Here is a 17,323-nt window from a genome sequence, read left to right on the forward strand (position 1 = left end):
CGCCGATGCCCGCGCGGCTCAGTGCGCTGCCGCGCGTTCCTGCATGAATGCCGCGATCTGCGGCAACGTGATGTAGCCCGCTTTCTGCGTGTCGATTTCATCGAAATGTTTGGCGACCATCGGCATGCCCGCGGCGGCCTGTTCCCGGGTCAGCTTGCCGTCGTGCGTGGTGTTGGCATTCGCGAAGCGCGTTTGCAGCTGTTGCGCCATGCGTTCCATGCGCTGAGGATTGCCACCCTGCGGTGCGGCCGTTTGGGCAAACGTGACGGTGGATGCGCAGCACAGCAACACAACGGCGAAAAACTTTTTCATGACTGACTCCTTCGATTGAGCCATCGTGCGTCGCCTGCCAACCGCCGCGATCCGTTCGATGACAGACCGGATTCTTGAGTAAGCGGCACCGGAAGGCAATTTGAGAATCATGTCGCCCTATGTCATGGCTTTTCGTAGCGTCGGCATGGCGAAGATGGACGCTGCCGCCGCAACACACCAGGCGCTCAGTACGCCTGCGCGCCTATGTCATTGCCCACTGTCGCGCGACATGAAATGAAATAAGTTCGCGCTGCCGTTTCCAGGTCGGTTTGCGTATCTTTCGTCTGCCGACGCCACATGTGCGACGTGTGCCACATGTGCCGCAAGCGCCTCAACGGTTCGGAAGCGCTCTCAAGCAATCCGAACCAGTCGCGCGGCTTCTTCACCGGAAGACGCGCCGCGCCGCTCAACGTCTCGGGAGTATCAAGTGAGTATTCGTCTCGTCTGCGCCTCTACCTTCACCGCCCTCGGTCTCGCCTGCTCGTCGACGGCGTTCGCCCGGGTAGTCGTTTACATGCCGGCCGCCGTGGTCTACGCGCCGCCGCCGCGCCCTGTCTATTACTACGCGCCGATCAAGCCGGTCTACGTGGTGGCGCCCCCGCCAGCACCGGTTCCCGTTGCCGTAGCGGTCGGCACGCCCGTACCGCTGCCGCCGAAACCCCTCACCCTGTACACGACGGTCGTGGTGCCCGCGCCGACCAGCTATGCGATCGTGCCCGCCCCTGCCGTCACCTACGCGCAACCTGTGATCGTGGCGCCGCGTTAAATGTGCCGAATGCGAGTCCCGGCAAACCATCCCCGCGCTGTCAGCGTGTCCGTATCCGACGTATTGATTACAAAAATAGCTGTTGAATCAGCATAGGACATGCTGTCCGCAAGAATGCCTGGTGAATTCCCGTTGTCCTGACGAATGACCGGCGCGGCGCGCGAAAGCACTTTGCTTGCCTGCGCGGCGCGCTGGGTCGCGCCTTGAACCGGTACGTCGGCGTACCGAATCCCAGGCGATCAGTCGCTTTCTGTTCTTCGGCACGATTCTTACTGGCAGAGACGCGAGACGGGCTCGCTTTTTTTTTCGTTCCGCGACGTATTCCACGGATTAAAACAGGCGGAAAACTCGTCTTCTCCAGAGACCCTCCCTGACTGTGCCGCGTCGATATATCAGACAAATATGCGGCACCTGAAAGCGTGTTGTTAGCCCAACACCGCGGACGGGAGGCACGGCGCTTGCTGGTTTGATCACCACCGTCAGGCGTATCCATTAGTTAGACGTATCTGTTCAATTGACGGCATTCGCTTGCACCACTTCATCGCCCATCCATCTCTTCTTCAGGAACCTTCGATGAGCTACCAGGATATCGACAAAGAGATTACCCATCTCGAACACGTGTTCAGGCTGATTTCCGCCAACGATCGCATTCCGCTGTCGTATTGGCGCGAACGGCTGAGCCGGTTTCCCAAAACATTGCTGATGCCGATACAGCGTGCACGCCTTGCGCGGCTGGAAGTCGCGCTGCGCTCACTCGAGCAGGCCGCGCGAAGGCTGGCGGCCGGGCCGACCCTGCGTCCGACGGGCACCCGACGATGACGCAGGCAATGACGGGCAGCGCGCCGACGCGCCTGACCGTCATTGCACCGGAGATCGGCGGCAATCGCCGCATGGGTGCGAATAGCACGCGCCGGCGTCCAGGCGAGGCGGCCGCCGCATGCCGCGCTCGCCCCCTCAGGCAATCAGGATCCGCGCGGCCAGCGCGAGCGCGAGGGCCGGCAGCATCACGACAATCCCGACCTTCAGGAACTTCATGAAGCTCACGTCCTCGCCTTCGCGGCGAATGGCGTTGAGCCAGAGGATCGTGGCGAGCGAGCCGGTGATCGACAGGTTCGGCCCCAGATCGACGCCGATCAGGAGCGCATCGATCACACGCTCCGGACTGTGCGCCTGCGTCACCGTCGAACTGGCGATCAGACCCGCCGGCAGGTTGTTCATCAGATTGCTGCCGATCGCAATGAGGCTGCCTGCCCAGCCGGCCGTCGTGCTTTCGCTGTGTTGCGTCGCGTCTTGCAGCAGATTGACGAGTGTTCTGATGACGCCCGTGTGATCGAGCATTTCGACCAGCACAAACAGGGCGGCGACCAGCGGCAGCACGCTCCACGATATGTCCTGGATCATCGGCAGCGGCGATTTGCGCTCCTGGATCAGCACGACCGCGGCGGTTAGCGCACCGAGTATCGCGGTAGGCAGGCCAAGCGGAACATCGTAGGCGGACACGGTCAACAGCACGACGGCCGTCACCGCGATGCCCGCCAGCGCAACGCGCCCGCTCGACGAGAGCTCGAGCGGCTCGAGATCGGCCTCGCAGGTGCCGGCGAGCGCTTCGCGCTGGGTCCAGCGCAACAGCACGTAGGTCGCAACGATCGACAGCAATGAAGGCAGCGTGAAGCGCATCAGCCAGGCGCCGAGCGCGGGCGTGTGATTGCCGTACAGCACGATATTCGCCGGATTCGAGATCGGCAGCACGAAGCTCGCGGCATTCGCAATGAACGCGCAGATGAAGAGTAAGGGCAACGGATGCGTCTTCGCTTTTTTGGCGGCGGCAAAAACGGCCGGCGTGAGGACGACCGCGGTGGCGTCATTGGAAAGGAAGGCGGTGATGACCACGCCCACCAGGTACACCAGCAGAAAGAGCTTTCTCGGCGAGCCTTTGGCGTGATTGACCGCGAACACGGCGACCCAGTCGAACAGACCTTCGCGGCGCCCGACTTCCGATAGCAGCATCATGCCGAACAGGAAGAGGTAGACATCCGTGCCTTTGCCGATTGCCTCGAGTGCCAGATCGACGGGAAGCAGGCGCAGCGACACGAGCAATAACGCACCGGCGACGGCCCATACGGCCTCGGGCCATTTGAACGGCCGGGTGATGACGCCGGCCGTGGCGGCTAGGGCAATACCCCAAGATAGAAAAATGGAATGCACCTGGTAAGTCCTGGATTCTGGTTGTGCGCGAGCGTGGTACGGATGCGCAGCATAACCCATGACCGGAATGCAGCGGAGACCGCACCCGGCAAGTTGTGTGCCACACCATTCAGGCCGCCACGCGCCTTCATTTCATTCGCATTAGCGTCACCGCTAGAACAATCTGTTCTCTTCTGCCCGTCTATTCAGTTTTCATTGACATCCCTACTATCCGCATTTACACGCGACATACCGCACGCGGCAAGCACCACGAATAGTGAGCATGAACCAATGAATCCCCGTCCTTCAGATATCCAGCACTACAGCGGCCCAGCCGTCGCGCTGCACTGGCTAATCGCATTGCTGATCATCGGCGGTTTCTATATCGGCTGGATCATGACCGATATCCCCGGATTTACGCCCACCAAGCTGAAGTATTTCTCATGGCACAAATGGATCGGCGTGACGGTCTTCGTGCTGGCCGTGGCGCGCGTGCTGTGGCGCGCCACTCACCGCGCACCGACGCTCGACAGCGCAACGCCCACATGGCAGAAGGCCGCCGCCCATCTCGTGCACGGCGTGCTCTACGTGCTGATGCTGGCGATTCCGCTGTCCGGCTACTTCTATAGCTCGGCCGCGGGCATTCAGGTGGTGTACCTCGGCATCGTGCCGCTGCCCACCTTCATCGGCCCGGACCAGGCGCTCAAGGCAAGCCTGCGCACGGTCCACATACTGCTCAACTACACGCTGCTGGCACTCGTCGTCATGCATGTACTCGCGGCGCTCAAGCATCAGTTTGTCGATCGCGACGGACTACTCGCGCGGATGATTCCGTTCCTCAAATAACACAGGCGTAGCAGGCAAGCAGCCGAGGCGAGTAGCAGGCGATTGGCTACAGCCTGTTGGCAATCTAATTCCCAACGGTGCGCAATCCGCGCGCGTGGGTTCGATAGGATGCGTACCACTATGAAATCAAACTTTTATCACTCCATTCTGGCCGGCGTCGCCGCCTTCTCATTGTTCGGCGCCGGCCTTGCGCACGCCGACGTCGACGCTGGCAAAAGTACCGTCATCGCCACGACGAAGCAGATGAACGTGCCGGTGGACGGCAAGTTCAAGAAGTTCTCGGCGCAGCTGAATTTCGATCCGGCCAAGCCGACCGCCGGCAGCGCCAACGTGTCGATCGACACCGGCAGCTACGACCTCGGTGCGGACGACTACAACAAGCAGGCCCAAGGCAAGGAATGGTTCGATAGCGCGACCTATCCGGCCGCGACCTTCGTCTCGAGCGCGATCGCGCCGGCCGGCGGCAATCAGTACAAGATCACCGGCAAGCTCACCATCAAAGGTAAATCGCAGACCGTCGTGGTGCCGGTCACCATCGGCAGCCAGGGCAACACGCAAACTTTCGACGGCGCATTGCCGATCAAACGTTCGCAGTTCGATGTCGGCACCGGCGAATGGAAAGACACGTCGGTGGTCGCCGATGAAGTCGTCATCAAATTTCACATCGTCGCTTCGAAGAAGTAACGGAACACACTGAAGTATCACAACACTGTCTGAACCCTGGAGAACTCCTTGAAAAAACAACTTTTGCTCGCCGCCGGCGCACTCGCCGCAGCCATGTCGTTCAACGCAATGGCCATCGATACGTATCAGCTTGACCCGACGCACACCTACCCGAGCTTCGAGACCGACCACTTCGGCGGACTGTCGACATGGCGCGGCAAGTTCAACAAGAGCAGCGGCGCCGTGGTGCTGGACCGCGTGGCGAAGACCGGCACGGTGGACGTGACGATCGATATGAGCTCGGTGGATATCGGTAACGACAAGCTCGACTCGGAACTGGTCACGGACAAGTTCTTCGACGCAACCAAGTACCCGACCGCGACCTACAAGGGCACGCAAGTCCGCTTCGACGGCGACAAGCCGGTGGAAGTGATCGGCACGCTGACCATGCATGGCGTGACCAAGCCGGTCAACCTGAAGATCGACTCGTTCAAGTGCTTCATGAACCCGATGCTCAAGCGCGAAGTGTGCGGCACCGAATCGACCGCGACGTTCAACCGCGACGATTTCGGCGTCGACTTCGGCAAGACCTACGGTTTCAAGATGCTGACCACGCTGCATATTCAGGCTGAAGGCATCAAGCAGTAATAGCAAGCTCTCAGCAGCCTGCGTCAGGCGGTTGCGGCAACGCGTGGAGAACCCGCCACGTTGCCGCAGCCCGCGCCCGCTATCCGCACCAAGCCATGTCCCCACCCGGCCGCCCGCCGGAATACGGTGGTCATCCGCGCTTTCCGTCTCGCTCCCCGTCTGCTCGTTCAACGTCGCCGTTGTGCTGACTGTCGATTCGTCCAGACAATACGCGCGATCCGTCGAATAGCCCTTCAAAAACACGACTCGTCTGATCAATAGGCCGCGTCTGGCTGCCTGTTTGCGGGAAGTGGCCGGTCAACTCCTCCGTTTCTCCGCGCGCCAAAACTTGAGCGCGAAGAGTCGCCATAACTGCCCGCTTTTCTCCGATTTGAACCGCAAGGTTAAACCGTAAAGTCGCCAGCACGGGAATGACTCTTTACTGGAGACAGTGCGGTGAATCAGGTGAAAAATGCGGCTCTGGTCGCGGCAGTGTCGATAGTGATCGCAGGATCGGTGCAGGCACAGGAAGTCTACGTACACGGCGGCACGCTCGGCGCGGGTGTCGGCGCGGCGCTGCCGTTGGCCTCGTGGGCCGGCGTGCACGCGGAATTCGAAGGGCTCGGCTTCTCGCATTCGGTCAACGTCAGCGGCAACGACTACGACGGCCATCTCAAGCTGCTGCAAGGCGGCCTGTATCTCGATCTGTTTCCGTTTTCCTCAAGCGGTTTTCGCGTGACGGCCGGCGCCCTGATCAACGACGACGAACTGACGGCCCACGCAGTGCCGAACGCGCAAGGCAACTACAAGATCGGCGACGACTTCGTGCCGGCCGTGGGCGCCGCGCCGTCCACCACCATCACACTGCCGCACGTCATGCCCTACCTCGGCATCGGTTACGGCCACAAGCCGGTTTCGAAGGGTTTCGGCCTGACGTTCGATCTCGGCGTGGCCTACGGTCGCCCGCGCACGACGTACAACGTGCCGCAGATCTACGCGCAACTCACGACACAGGCGAACATCGACCAGGAAGAACAGAACATCAGCAACAAGGTCGAGCGCTACAAGCTGTATCCGGTCGTGCAGATCGGCGTGAGCTACCGTTTCTGAGCGGGCGCTTTTCCGGATTCGTCTTTAACGTAACGGCAGAACGTAGTGCGCCTGCGCGACGCCGCCAGTTGCCGGGACGTATCGGAGATGACTGCCCGGTGCGATATCGCAGGCACCTCGCGCGGCGGAGCAAGGTAATATGACGGTTTGACGTCCGGCGAGCGGCATGCCCGTTGCTTGCAAGCGAACGCCCGGCGCAGCAAACCACAAGACAAGGCGACGGGCACGCGCATCGACTGTGATGCATGCCGCACGCACCGTCGCCCGTTTCCGCCATCCATGAGTTCTGCAAGCCGCCGCATCGCGCACCTGGACATGGACGCGTTCTACGCGTCCGTCGAACTCTTGCGCTATCCCGAACTGCGCGGCAAGGCGGTGGTGATCGGCGGCGGCCGCAATGGCGTGCCGCAAACGCTTGAAGACGGCAGCCGCCGCTTTGCGAAGCTGCGCGATTATGCGGGCCGCGGCGTGGTGACCACGTCCACCTATGAAGCCCGCGCGCTCGGCGTGTTCTCCGCGATGGGCATGATGAAAGCCGCCGCGCTCGCACCGGAAGCGATTCTGCTGCCCACCGACTTCGAGTCGTACCGCCACTACTCGAGGCTGTTCAAAGCGGCGGTCGCCACCTTCACCGACCGGATCGAAGACCGCGGCATCGACGAAATCTATATCGACCTCACCGATGTGCCGGGCGAGCCGCGCGAGATCGCCGCGCGCATCAAGCAGGCCGTCAATCAGGCAACCGGCCTCACCTGCTCCATTTGCGTGGCGCCGAACAAGCTGCTGGCGAAGATCGGTTCCGAACTCGACAAACCCGACGGCCTGACGATCCTCACGCCCGCGGATGTGCCGTTGCGCGTGTGGCCGTTGCCGGTGCGCAAGGTCAATGGAATCGGGCCGAAGGCCGCGGAAAAATTGACCGCGCTCGGCCTCGCCACGGTCGGCGATCTGGCGGCAGCGGACGCAGGTCTGCTGCAGGACCACTTCGGGCGCAGCTATTCGGCGTGGCTCATGCAAGTCGCCCAAGGCTACGACGAGCGGCCGGTCGTGGTCGAATCGGAGCCCAAGTCGATGAGCCGCGAGACGACCTTCGAACGCGATCTGCATCCCCGCCATGACCGCCCGGCCCTGTCCAGTTCGTTTACCGGCTTGTGCGTGCGGGTCGCCGAAGATCTGGTGAGGAAGGGCTATGTGGGCCGCACCGTGGGCATCAAGCTGCGCTACGACGATTTCCGCACCGTCACGCGCGATCTGACGCTCGACGAGCCGACCGCCGACGCCGCCGAGATCCGGCGCGCCGCAACCGAGTGTCTGAAACGGGTGGAACTGACCCGCAAGCTGCGGCTGCTAGGCGTGCGCGTGAGCGCATTGACGCCTGCCAATGCGCTGCCGGTGAAGCAGCGCGTACCGGTTCAGGCCGACTTGCCTTTTACCGGCGACGATTAACCTGCCGCTTCCGCAGGAACCCCGGCATTCGTGCGCGCCGCCGGCAAGCCGGCTTCCACTCTCGGCGCCGCAATCGAAAACGCAAACGTGTTGACGCCGTTCGCGCTTTCCGCCGACACCGTGCCGCGATGCATCTCGGCAATCGCCTTCACGATCGCGAGACCGAGTCCGTGGTTTTCGCGGCTATTGGTGCGCGACACTTCCGCGCGATAGAACCGGTCGAACAGATGTTCGAGCACGGCCGGCTCGATCGGCTCGCCCGGGTTGGCGACCGCTACGCGCAACTGATCCGCTGCATCCGAGATCGTCACCGTAATCGCCGCGCCGGGCGCGCAGTGCTGGATCGCGTTCATCAGCAGATTCGTGCAGGCGCGGCCGAACAGCGAGCGGTTCACACGCGCCACCGCATCGCCGCGCAATTGCGCATGCACGCGTGCTTCTTCCAGCGGAATCTCCAGAAACTCCAGCGTATGCGCCACTTCCGCGGCCAGCGACACCTCGACGAGGCCCGTCGCGCGTTCGCCCTGGTCGGCGCGAGCGAGGAACAGCATGTCGTTGATGATCGCGCGCATGCGTTCGAACTCTTCGAGATTCGATTGCAGCGTGTGGCGCAAATCGTCGACCGAACGATTGCGTGTCAACGCCACTTCGGTCTGGCCGATCAGAATCGTCACCGGCGTGCGCAATTCATGGGCGACGTCCGCGTTGAACGATTCGAGGCGGCCGTATGCGCCGTCCAGACGTTCGAGCGCGCCGTTGAACGAGTTGGCCAGATCGTTCAATTCGAGCGGCAGCGAGGCCGTGTTCAGACGTTGCGAGCGGTTATTCGGGCTCACTGCGGACGCATCTCTCGTCAGGCGCGTCAATGGCGCAAGACCGAGCCGCGTAACCGAATAACTCAGCAGCAGCACGGCGAGACTGCCCAATGCGGACAGCGCGGCGAGCGCCGAGCCGAACACGCGCATGGTGCGGGTGTTCGGCAAACAACTGGCGGCGACCTGCAATTGCACGGGTGGGCGGGCGCCGTAAGCCGGTATCGTCACGTTGATGGTCAGCATGTCCGCGCCGCCGCCGAGCGGCGAAATCTTCGTGTAGCCGCCTTGCCAGATCGACACCACCGGCCCCTCGACGGGCTTGCCATAGTGGAAATACGGATCGCTGCTCGACACCGCGTACACGGTGCTGCCGTCGTGCGGCATCATGTCGGTGAGCTTTTCGCGGGCCATGCGCCACTTGTCCGGCGTCACTGCGTGATAGACGATGATGCGCGCGATCTCGGTGCGATCGTCGAGCGACTCGCGCAAATGGTGTTCGAGCTGCGTGCGCAATATCAGGAACAGCCCGGTGCCGACCAGCGTGAACACCAATAGCGCCACGAGTGCGAACATCAGCGCAAGACGGCGCGCGATTGAACGGTTCATGATTGCTCTGCCTCTTCACGCACTTCGAGCACGTAGCCCATCCCGCGCACGGTGTGCAGCAGCTTGGAGGGAAACGGGCCGTCGAGCTTGGCGCGCAGCCGTTTGATCGCGGTTTCGACCACGTTCGTATGACTGTCGAAGTTGACGTCCCACACAAGTTCGGTAATGGCGGTCTTCGAGAGAATGTCGCCTTGCCGGCGCGCCAGCACGCTTAGCAACTGGAATTCCTTGGCGGTCAGATCGAGGCGCACGCCATCGCGGGTGGCGCGCCGTCCGATCAGATCGACGAACAGATCGCCGACGGAAATCAGCGTCGACTCCTGCGAACGCGTGCGGCGCGCGAGAGCATGCAGCCGCTCGACCAGTTCGAGAAAGGAAAAGGGTTTGGTGAGGTAGTCGTCGGCGCCTTCGCGCAGACCGCGCACGCGGTCGTTCACGTGATCGCGGGCGGTCAGCATGATGACCGGCGTCGACTTGCGCATGCGCAGCGCCTTCAGCACGCTGAAGCCGTCGCGTTTGGGCAGCATGACATCGAGGACGATCACGTCGTAATCGAATTCCGTGGCCAGATGCATGCCTTCCTCGCCGTCGAGCGCCACGTCGACGACCCAGCCCTGCTCCGTCAAACCGGAGCGCAGGTAGTCCACCACCTTGTGCTCGTCTTCAACGATCAGCAATTTCATGCGCGTCCCCTAGTGCCTGCATTATACGAAACGCCTCGTCTTCCTCTTTCCTGTCTGGCCGTGTCATGGTCGGGCGGCTCACTTCGCGGGAGCCATCGCCTCCTTCGTGTCCGCCGCGTTCGGTGTGTTCGCTACGTTCGAGGCACTCGCTACGTTAGATATGTTCGCCGCACTCGCTACGTTCGCCGCGTTCGATGTATCACCGGGCGGCTGCGCGCCCGACAGGTTCGTGCCGGCATCCCAGCCGCCGCCCAGCGCCTTCACCAACGCAACCGAGACGGTCATCTGCTGGCCGTGGATCTGCACGTCCTGACGCTCGCTGTTGAGCAACGACTGCTGCGCGGTGATGACGTCGAGATAGGCGACGAGGCCACCCGAATAACGGTCGTTGGCAAGCGCCAGCAGATGCTGCGCATCGGTCACCGCCTCGTGCGACTGCTTCGCCGCGCCGTCGAGAACAGAGAGGCCCGTGATGCCGTCCTGCACCTGCTGGAACGCGTTGAGCACGGTTTGCCGGTAGTTTGCTTCGGTGGCCTTGTAGCCTTCGCTCGCAAATTGCACGTTCGCCGCGCGCCGGCCGCCGTCGAACAACACCTGGCCGACGGTCGCGCCGAGCGTCCACGCCAGCGTCGGCGCGCTCAGCAGGCTCGCAAACTGCGTGCTTTGCCAGCCGATGCTCGGCGTCAGCGTCAGGCTCGGAAAGAACGCCGCCCTGGCGACGCCGATCTGCGCGTTCGCCGCGGCCATCGCGCGCTCCGCCGATGCGACATCCGGGCGTCGTTGCAATACGTCGCTCGGCAAGCCCAGCGGAATCGCCGGTACCGGCGCGTCGAGCACTTTGGGCTCGATGGCGAACTGCGGCGCGGGCACGCCGACCAGCGCGGCAATCGCATGTTCAAACTGCGCCCGCTGATTCAGCAGGAGTTGCGCCTGCACGCGCGTCGAATCGAGCAACGATTTCTGCTGCAACACGTCGAGCCCGGACACCGCGCCGAGGTCGTGCTCCGCGGTGACGTAATCGAGTGCCCTTTGCTGCAGTTTCACCGATTGATTCAGCACGTCGATCTCGGCATCGAGTTCACGCAGCGAGAAATAGTTTGTGGCGAGTTCGGTGGTGAGGACGAGCCGTGCGTTGGCGAGATCGTCAGCCGATTGCTGCGCGGAGGCCGTGGCGCCTTCCACTTCACGACGTATCCGGCCGAATAGATCGGTGTCGTAGTTGATCGTCGAGCCGAGTTGCAGATTGTTCTGCACCGTCGACGTCGTGGGCGTGCCGTAATTGGTCAGCGGGCGATCATGCGAAATTCTGAAGCGCGATCCGGACGCCCCCAGATCGACTTCAGGAATCTGCTGCGCACGGGTGTTCGCGAGCGTCGCCTTGGCCTGGGCGTAGTGCGCGCTCGCCGCGGCCAGTGTCTGATTCTGCGCGAGCGCCTGCGTTTCCAGCGTACCGAGCGTCGGATCGCCGAACGCGCTCCACCAGTCCAGCGAAATCGGCGCATGCGAAGGCGCCGCGACGCGCCAGTACGAATCGGTCTGCCAGATCGGCGGCACCTCGGCTTGCGGCCGCTGATAATCCGGGCCGACTGTGCACGCCGCCAGCAAAGCCGCGCTCGCGGCGGCCGCGAGCGCCATGCGCGAAGTGCGCCCGGTGCGCGCAGTTCGCCCGGTTCGCGACATCAGCGTCGTTCGTGCTCGACCAGCGCCCGCGTGCTTCACGATCACGACGCCCCCTTGCCGCTCTTCTGCGGTTGCGCAATCTGCACGTGATCGCCGTCCGCGATCGAATCGCTCGGGTTGATGATGATCCTGTCGTTCGCCTCGATCCCGCTTTCGATTTCGAGCGACTGCCCCAGATCCTGCGCAATCACGATCTTGCGCAGCGCCACCTTGCCGCTCGCATCGACCACCGCGAGCCGCGGACCTTCGGCGCGAAACAGCAGCGCATTGCCCGGCACCATCAGTTGCGCATGGGCCGCCGCCGGCACGGCCACCTGCACATACGCACCGGGTCTCAGCTTGTCGTCGGGATTCGGCAAGGTCACTTCGACCTGCAACGAGCGGGTCGGCACGTCGATCGCGCCGGAGATGTGCGTGATCGTGCCGTGGAACTGCTGGCCCGGCAATTCGGCCTGCGTGACCACCACCTTCTGCCCGACCGACACGTTCTGCGCGTACGCCTGCGGCAGTTGCACATAGACCCGCAACGGATCCGACTGCGCCAGCGCGAACAGCGCGCGGCTCGTGCCGCTGCCCGCGTCGATCAGATCGCCGACGTCGACATTGCGCTGCGTGACCACGCCCGCAAACGGCGCGACGATGCGCTTGAACGATTCGAGTTGCTGCAGGCGTTTTACGTTGGCGTCGGCGGCGGCGAGATTGGCGATGTCCTGCGTGTAGGTGCTCTGCCGCTCGTCGAGTTCCTGCTGCGAGACCGCATCGCGTTGCCGCAGCTGCTGCCAGCGTTCCAGCGAGGATTTGGCGAGGCCGAGACTCGAACGGGTTTGCTCGCGCTGCGCCAACGCCTGCGCGAGTTCCTGATCGATCTCGGGCGTATCCAGATCGGCGAGCAGTTGGCCCTGCTTCACGCGCGTGCCGATATCGGCGTACCAGTGCAGCAGATAGCCGGTGGAGCGCGCATAGATCGGCGATTCGACATAGCCGCGCAACGTGCCCGGCAACAAGGTGTTGCCACTCCCCTCCGTTTGCGCCGGGCTCACCACGTTCACATACTGCGTGGCGTTCTGCTTCGTCGTCTCGGCGACCGAGCGGCTTTGCAGAACATTCGCGATCACCGTGCGCAACGCGCCCACGGCGAGCAGCGCCAGCACGATCCAGATGGCGATTTTGGCGCGCTTCCATTCGCGATTGCGCGGCGGCAAGACACGGCCATCTTCGGTTTCTCGCGCGGAAATCGCCAGCGATGCATGAGTTTTTTCGGTCATCTCAGTCAGCCATCTCAGTCAGCCGTCATTTACATTGAACGTTACGCGGGCTTGCCTGCGCCGCCGTGGTCCGGCGCGGGGCCGTCGTTGCCGTGGCCGCCGGTGGTGTCCGTGTCGTCATCGTCGCGGTGGCGCCGCGCGAGGCGCGTATGAATGCCCGCGAACACCAGTGGCACGAAAAACAGCGTGGACACGGTGGCGAACAACAATCCACCGATCACGGCGCGGCCGAGCGGCGCGTTCTGCTCGGCGCCTTCACCGAGCCCGAGCGCCATCGGAATCATGCCGATGATCATCGCGAACGCCGTCATCAGCACCGGCCTGATCCGGCTCGCCCCCGCTTCGAGCGCGGCGGTGAGCGGCGGCGCACCGGTGGAGAGCCGCTGACGCGCGAACGACACCATCAAAATACTGTTGGCGGTGGCGACGCCCATCGTCATGATCGCGCCCGTCAAGGCGGGCACGCTCAAATGCGTGCCGGTCAGGAACAGCATCCATACGATACCCGCCAGTGCCGCGGGCAATGCGCTGACAATGATCAGCGGATCGACCCACGACTGGAAATTCACCACGATCAGCAGATACACCAGCACGATGGCCATCGCCACGCCGATCCCGAGACCGAAGAACGAAGTGCGCATGGTCTGCACCTGCCCGCGCAAGGTGATCTGGCTACCGCGCGGCAGCGAAGCGCGCACGTCGTTCACCAGTTTGTCGACCTGCGCGGCCACACTGCCCAGGTCGCGCTTTTCGACGCTCACGTACAGGTCGATCACCGGCCTGATGTTGTAGTGCGTGACGACTGCAAACTGATTCTGCGGCGCGACCCGCACGAGGTTGCCGAGCAGTTGCGTCGGACCGGTGGCCGAGCCCGAAACAGGCGTGCGCAACAACTCATCGATCGACGAGATCTGATACTGCGGTGTTTGCACCGCGACGCTGTATTCGACGCCGTTCTTGTTGTTGAACCAGAAACCCGGCGAGGTCTGCGAGCTGCCCGACAAGGAAATGAGCACATTTTGCGCCACATTGCTCGCGCTCAGATTGAGTTGCTGCAGGCGCGTGCGATCCATCTGAAGATTGATCGCCGGTTCGTCCAGTTTCTGCTGGATGTGGGTGTCGACGGTGCCGGGAATCATCCGCACCTGCTTCAGCAGCTTGCGCGCAACGTCGAAGTTGCCCTGCTGATCCGCGCCGGAAATCTGCACGTCCACGGCGGCGGGCAAGCCGAAGTTGAGAATCTGCGTGACGATGTCGGCCGGTTGAAAGAAGAACTCGACGCCCGGAAAGCGCTGCGGCAGGATCGTGCGCAGTTTGTCCATGTAGATCTGCGTCGGGCGGTGGCCTTCTTTCAGGGCCACCTGAATTTCGCCGTCGAGCGTGCCGATCGTGCCCGCATTGCTATACGAAAGATTGATCCCGCTATAGGGCAAACCGAGGTTGTCGAGGATCGTGCCGAGTTCATCGGCCGGCACGACCTCGCGGATCACCTTTTCGACTTCGTCCGCGAGACGCGCGGTTTCCTCGATCCGCGTGCCGGTCGGCGCACGCATGTGAAGACGGATGTCGCCTGCGTCGACGCTCGGAAAGAAGTCCTCGCCGAGCACGAAAACCAGACCCATCGACACCACGCAGAAGCCGAGGAACAGGCTGCCGAAGGTGCCGCGCCGCACCAGCACGCTGCTGAGAATCATGATGTAGGTGGAGCGCATGCGCTCGAAGCCGCGATCGAAGCGCAGATAGAGGCGCCGGAACAGACTCGGCGTGGCATCGGTTTTCGGCTTGTGCGCGTGGCCCATCAGCAGCATGGCCAGCGTCGGCACCAGCGTACGCGACAGAATGTACGAGGCGAGCATGGCGAACACCACCGCTTCGGCAAGCGGCACGAACAGATAACGCGCGACGCCGGTCAGGAAGAACATCGGCACGAACACGATACAGATACACAGCGTCGAGACGAGCGCCGGGATCGCGATTTCGCCGGCGCCGTCGAGAATCGCATCGTGCAGATTCGTGCCCAGATGCAGGTGCCGTTCGATGTTCTCGATCGTCACCGTCGCATCGTCGACCAGAATCCCGACCGCCAGTGCAAGGCCGCCCAGCGTCATGATGTTGATGGTTTGCCCGAGCGCGTGCAGGGCGATCAGCGAGGACAGAATCGACAGCGGAATCGAAATCGCGATGATGCAGGTGCTGCGCCAATTGCCGAGGAACAGCAGGATCATCGCGGCCGTCAGCGCGGCGGCGATCAGCGCCTCGCGCACCACGCCCTGCACCGCCGCCTTCACGAACACCGACTGATCGAATAGCGCGGTGATGTTCAGGTCCGGCGGCAACGCGGCGCGCGCGGCGGGCAGCAGGCCGTGCAGCGTATTGACGATCGAGAGCGTCGACGCACTGCCGTTTTTCAGCACCGACATCAACACGCCGCGATGTCCGTCCTGCCGCACGATATTGGTCTGCGGCGAGAAGCCGTCGCGCACGTGCGCGACTTCACGCAGATACGTCGTCGCGCCGTTGACCGTGCGCACCGGGATGTCGTTGAGCCCTTCCACCGTGGCGGGCGAGCCGTTCATGTTGATCGTGTATTCCTTCGGCCCGATCTTGGCCGTGCCGGTCGGCAGAATCAGGTTTTGCGCATTGAACGCGCCGACCACGTCCGAAGGCGTCAGTCCTTTTGCGAGCAACGCGCGCGTGTCGAGGTCGACCGAGATCAAGCGCGACTTGCCGCCGTACGGGTACGGCACGGCCGCGCCCGGAATCGTCACCAGTTGCGGCCGCAGGAAGTTCAGCGCGGTGTCGTTGAGCGCCTGCTCGGAGAGCTTCGGACTCGACAAGCCGAGCTGGATCACCGGAATGCTGGAAGCCGAGTAGCTGATCACGAGAGGCGGCGTCGCGCCCGGCGGCATCTGCCTGAGCTGCGCCTGTTCGACGGCCACGGTTTGCGCGATCGCGGTCTGAATGTTCGCGTTGGGCTGCAGGAACACCTTGAGAATCGCGATGCCCGCCAGCGACTGCGATTCAATATGCTCGATGTCGTTGACCGTGGTGGTCAGACTGCGCTCGTTGACCGACGTGATGCGGTTGGCCATGTCTTCGGCCGACAGGCCCGTGTAATTCCAGATGATGCTGACCACTGGAATATTGATTTCCGGCAGCACGTCGACCGGCGTGGTCAACAGCACGAATGGCGTCGCCAGCAAGATCAGAATGGCCATCACGATGAACGTGTATGGCCGCTTAAGCGCAACGTTGACGATCCACATGAAACGCGCCCGAGAGAATGCAGGTAAGGGATGGGTGAATCCGTGCCTATGCTAGATCCATAGCACCAACGCCTGCATGGCGCCAAAATGGCGAAATTGTCAGGAAGGCTAATGTAAGAATAGGCAGCGCTTCGCCCGCACGCAACATCATGAGACGCAAACGTTTGATGAGGTGGAGATAGGCGATTTTAAGGGGGCGATTAAAAACACGCCTCGCCAGACTCATGCGAGACATGCCCTTAGATTTTATTGCGCGATGCTAATGCGTTGCGTTCGGATCGAGATGGAATGGGCACCGCGCAGGCGGTTGCCCCCCACCTTCGCACCCGCATCACGTCGCAAGCATCACTTCGCAAACAACGCCGACATGTCGGCAAACGCCTTGAATTCCAGCGCGTTGCCCGACGGGTCGAGGAAGAACATCGTCGCCTGTTCGCCGACCTCGCCCTTGAAGCGCACATGCGGCTCGATGATGAAGTCGATGCCGGCCTGTTGCAGCTTGTCCGCTGCGGCCTGCCATTGCGCCATCGAGAGCACCGCGCCGAAGTGGCGCACCGGCACCGCGTCGCCGTCGACCTTGCTGGTGTGCCGGTGGCCAACTTCCTCGGGCGCGAGGTGCGCGACGATCTGATGGCCGTAGAAGTTGAAATCGATCCAGTCCGGGGAACTCCGCCCTTCCGGACAGCCGAGCAACTCGCCGTAGAACTCGCGTGCGGCGGCCAGGCTATGCACGGGAAACGCCAGATGGAACGGCGGCAAAACGGTTTCGGCAACGCTCATGATGGGAAAACTCGCAGAAAGGAAAGAGGGCTCGCGTAGCGGTTCATGGAGCGGCCCATGGAGCAGTCCATGGAGGGGTCCAGGAAAGCGCACGCGTGAGGCAAATTTTAACCACGACTAAAAATGGTGAAAAACCATATATATTTGACCTGACTATCGCCAAAATCGATCGATTGAACATGCTCAGCGAACGGCGCACGCTCGTCACTGAGCGTTCGTGCTGCTGGCGCCCAAGGCGCCGAGCCGGCTGAGTATCCAGCCTGAGTTGCCCGCA

General features: G+C 62.6%; 15 protein-coding genes. 7 read left to right on the forward strand and 8 right to left on the reverse strand.

What is annotated here, in order from left to right:
• Positions 1 to 18: 18 nt before the first annotated feature.
• Positions 19 to 312 (reverse strand): EF-hand domain-containing protein, encoded by a 294-nt coding sequence (locus DSC91_RS09130; protein ID WP_115777822.1) that lies wholly within the window; start codon positions 310 to 312, stop codon positions 19 to 21.
• A 427-nt stretch (positions 313 to 739) separates the two neighbouring features.
• Between DSC91_RS09130 and DSC91_RS09140 the strand changes: the two genes are divergently transcribed.
• Entirely contained in the window at positions 740 to 1,078 is a 339-nt protein-coding gene (locus tag DSC91_RS09140) for a hypothetical protein (RefSeq protein ID WP_115777824.1), read from the forward strand.
• Positions 1,079 to 1,606: 528 nt separating this feature from the next.
• Positions 1,607 to 1,897 (forward strand): hypothetical protein, encoded by a 291-nt coding sequence (locus DSC91_RS09145; protein WP_244218011.1) that lies wholly within the window; start codon positions 1,607 to 1,609, stop codon positions 1,895 to 1,897.
• Between the two features lie 135 nt (positions 1,898 to 2,032).
• Here the strand turns inward: DSC91_RS09145 and DSC91_RS09150 are convergent, their stop codons facing one another.
• Positions 2,033 to 3,283 (reverse strand): arsenic transporter, encoded by a 1,251-nt coding sequence (locus DSC91_RS09150; protein ID WP_115777826.1) that lies wholly within the window; start codon positions 3,281 to 3,283, stop codon positions 2,033 to 2,035.
• 270 nt (positions 3,284 to 3,553) lie between these two features.
• Here DSC91_RS09150 and DSC91_RS09155 point away from each other — a divergent pair, with 270 nt between their 5' ends.
• The 5 genes from DSC91_RS09155 to dinB all read left to right on the forward strand — a co-directional run bounded on the left by DSC91_RS09155 (position 3,554) and on the right by dinB (position 7,954).
• Entirely contained in the window at positions 3,554 to 4,108 is a 555-nt protein-coding gene (locus tag DSC91_RS09155; protein ID WP_115777827.1) for a cytochrome b, read from the forward strand.
• 120 nt (positions 4,109 to 4,228) lie between these two features.
• Entirely contained in the window at positions 4,229 to 4,792 is a 564-nt protein-coding gene (locus tag DSC91_RS09160; protein ID WP_115777828.1) for a YceI family protein, read from the forward strand.
• A gap of 48 nt (positions 4,793 to 4,840) precedes the next feature.
• Positions 4,841 to 5,419 carry a YceI family protein gene (locus DSC91_RS09165; RefSeq protein WP_115777829.1) on the forward strand — a complete coding sequence of 193 codons (579 nt, stop codon included), beginning with the start codon at positions 4,841 to 4,843 and terminating at the stop codon, positions 5,417 to 5,419.
• 435 nt (positions 5,420 to 5,854) lie between these two features.
• Positions 5,855 to 6,508 (forward strand): hypothetical protein, encoded by a 654-nt coding sequence (locus tag DSC91_RS09170; protein WP_115777830.1) that lies wholly within the window; start codon positions 5,855 to 5,857, stop codon positions 6,506 to 6,508.
• A gap of 279 nt (positions 6,509 to 6,787) precedes the next feature.
• Positions 6,788 to 7,954, forward strand: coding sequence for a DNA polymerase IV (dinB, locus tag DSC91_RS09175; RefSeq protein WP_115779765.1), 1,167 nt, complete (start codon positions 6,788 to 6,790; stop codon positions 7,952 to 7,954).
• Here dinB and DSC91_RS09180 read toward each other — a convergent pair.
• From DSC91_RS09180 to DSC91_RS09205, 6 genes are all read right to left on the reverse strand, one after another.
• Positions 7,951 to 9,375 carry a heavy metal sensor histidine kinase gene (locus tag DSC91_RS09180; protein ID WP_115777831.1) on the reverse strand — a complete coding sequence of 475 codons (1,425 nt, stop codon included), beginning with the start codon at positions 9,373 to 9,375 and terminating at the stop codon, positions 7,951 to 7,953. The genes dinB and DSC91_RS09180 overlap by 4 nt on opposite strands.
• On the reverse strand, positions 9,372 to 10,058 hold the full coding sequence (locus DSC91_RS09185) for a heavy metal response regulator transcription factor (protein WP_007176723.1): 687 nt from the start codon (positions 10,056 to 10,058) through the stop codon (positions 9,372 to 9,374). Before DSC91_RS09185 ends, DSC91_RS09180 begins: the two co-directional genes overlap by 4 nt.
• Positions 10,059 to 10,136: 78 nt before the next feature.
• Positions 10,137 to 11,693 (reverse strand): efflux transporter outer membrane subunit, encoded by a 1,557-nt coding sequence (locus DSC91_RS09190; RefSeq protein WP_115779766.1) that lies wholly within the window; start codon positions 11,691 to 11,693, stop codon positions 10,137 to 10,139.
• An 86-nt stretch (positions 11,694 to 11,779) separates the two neighbouring features.
• Positions 11,780 to 13,003: an efflux RND transporter periplasmic adaptor subunit gene (locus DSC91_RS09195; RefSeq protein WP_115777832.1), complete on the reverse strand. Its 1,224-nt coding sequence runs from the start codon at positions 13,001 to 13,003 to the stop codon at positions 11,780 to 11,782.
• A gap of 41 nt (positions 13,004 to 13,044) precedes the next feature.
• Positions 13,045 to 16,269 carry an efflux RND transporter permease subunit gene (locus DSC91_RS09200; protein ID WP_115777833.1) on the reverse strand — a complete coding sequence of 1,075 codons (3,225 nt, stop codon included), beginning with the start codon at positions 16,267 to 16,269 and terminating at the stop codon, positions 13,045 to 13,047.
• Between the two features lie 345 nt (positions 16,270 to 16,614).
• Positions 16,615 to 17,049, reverse strand: coding sequence for a VOC family protein (locus tag DSC91_RS09205; protein WP_115777834.1), 435 nt, complete (start codon positions 17,047 to 17,049; stop codon positions 16,615 to 16,617).
• Positions 17,050 to 17,323 lie beyond the last annotated feature (274 nt).

The organism is Paraburkholderia caffeinilytica (assembly GCF_003368325.1).
GTDB classification, from domain to species: domain Bacteria; phylum Pseudomonadota; class Gammaproteobacteria; order Burkholderiales; family Burkholderiaceae; genus Paraburkholderia; species Paraburkholderia caffeinilytica.

Excerpts from the sequence above, each read along its gene's own strand:
- DSC91_RS09130 (WP_115777822.1), bottom strand. The coding sequence starts at position 312 with ATGAAAAAGTTTTTCGCCGTTGTGTTGCTGTGCTGCGCATCCACCGTC.
- DSC91_RS09155 (WP_115777827.1), top strand. The coding sequence starts at position 3,554 with ATGAATCCCCGTCCTTCAGATATCCAGCACTACAGCGGCCCAGCCGTC.
- DSC91_RS09160 (WP_115777828.1), top strand. The coding sequence starts at position 4,229 with ATGAAATCAAACTTTTATCACTCCATTCTGGCCGGCGTCGCCGCCTTC.
- dinB (WP_115779765.1), top strand. The coding sequence starts at position 6,788 with ATGAGTTCTGCAAGCCGCCGCATCGCGCACCTGGACATGGACGCGTTC.
- DSC91_RS09180 (WP_115777831.1), bottom strand. The coding sequence starts at position 9,375 with ATGAACCGTTCAATCGCGCGCCGTCTTGCGCTGATGTTCGCACTCGTG.
- DSC91_RS09185 (WP_007176723.1), bottom strand. The coding sequence starts at position 10,058 with ATGAAATTGCTGATCGTTGAAGACGAGCACAAGGTGGTGGACTACCTG.
- DSC91_RS09190 (WP_115779766.1), bottom strand. The coding sequence starts at position 11,693 with ATGGCGCTCGCGGCCGCCGCGAGCGCGGCTTTGCTGGCGGCGTGCACA.
- DSC91_RS09195 (WP_115777832.1), bottom strand. The coding sequence starts at position 13,003 with ATGACCGAAAAAACTCATGCATCGCTGGCGATTTCCGCGCGAGAAACC.
- DSC91_RS09200 (WP_115777833.1), bottom strand. The coding sequence starts at position 16,269 with ATGTGGATCGTCAACGTTGCGCTTAAGCGGCCATACACGTTCATCGTG.
- DSC91_RS09205 (WP_115777834.1), bottom strand. The coding sequence starts at position 17,049 with ATGAGCGTTGCCGAAACCGTTTTGCCGCCGTTCCATCTGGCGTTTCCC.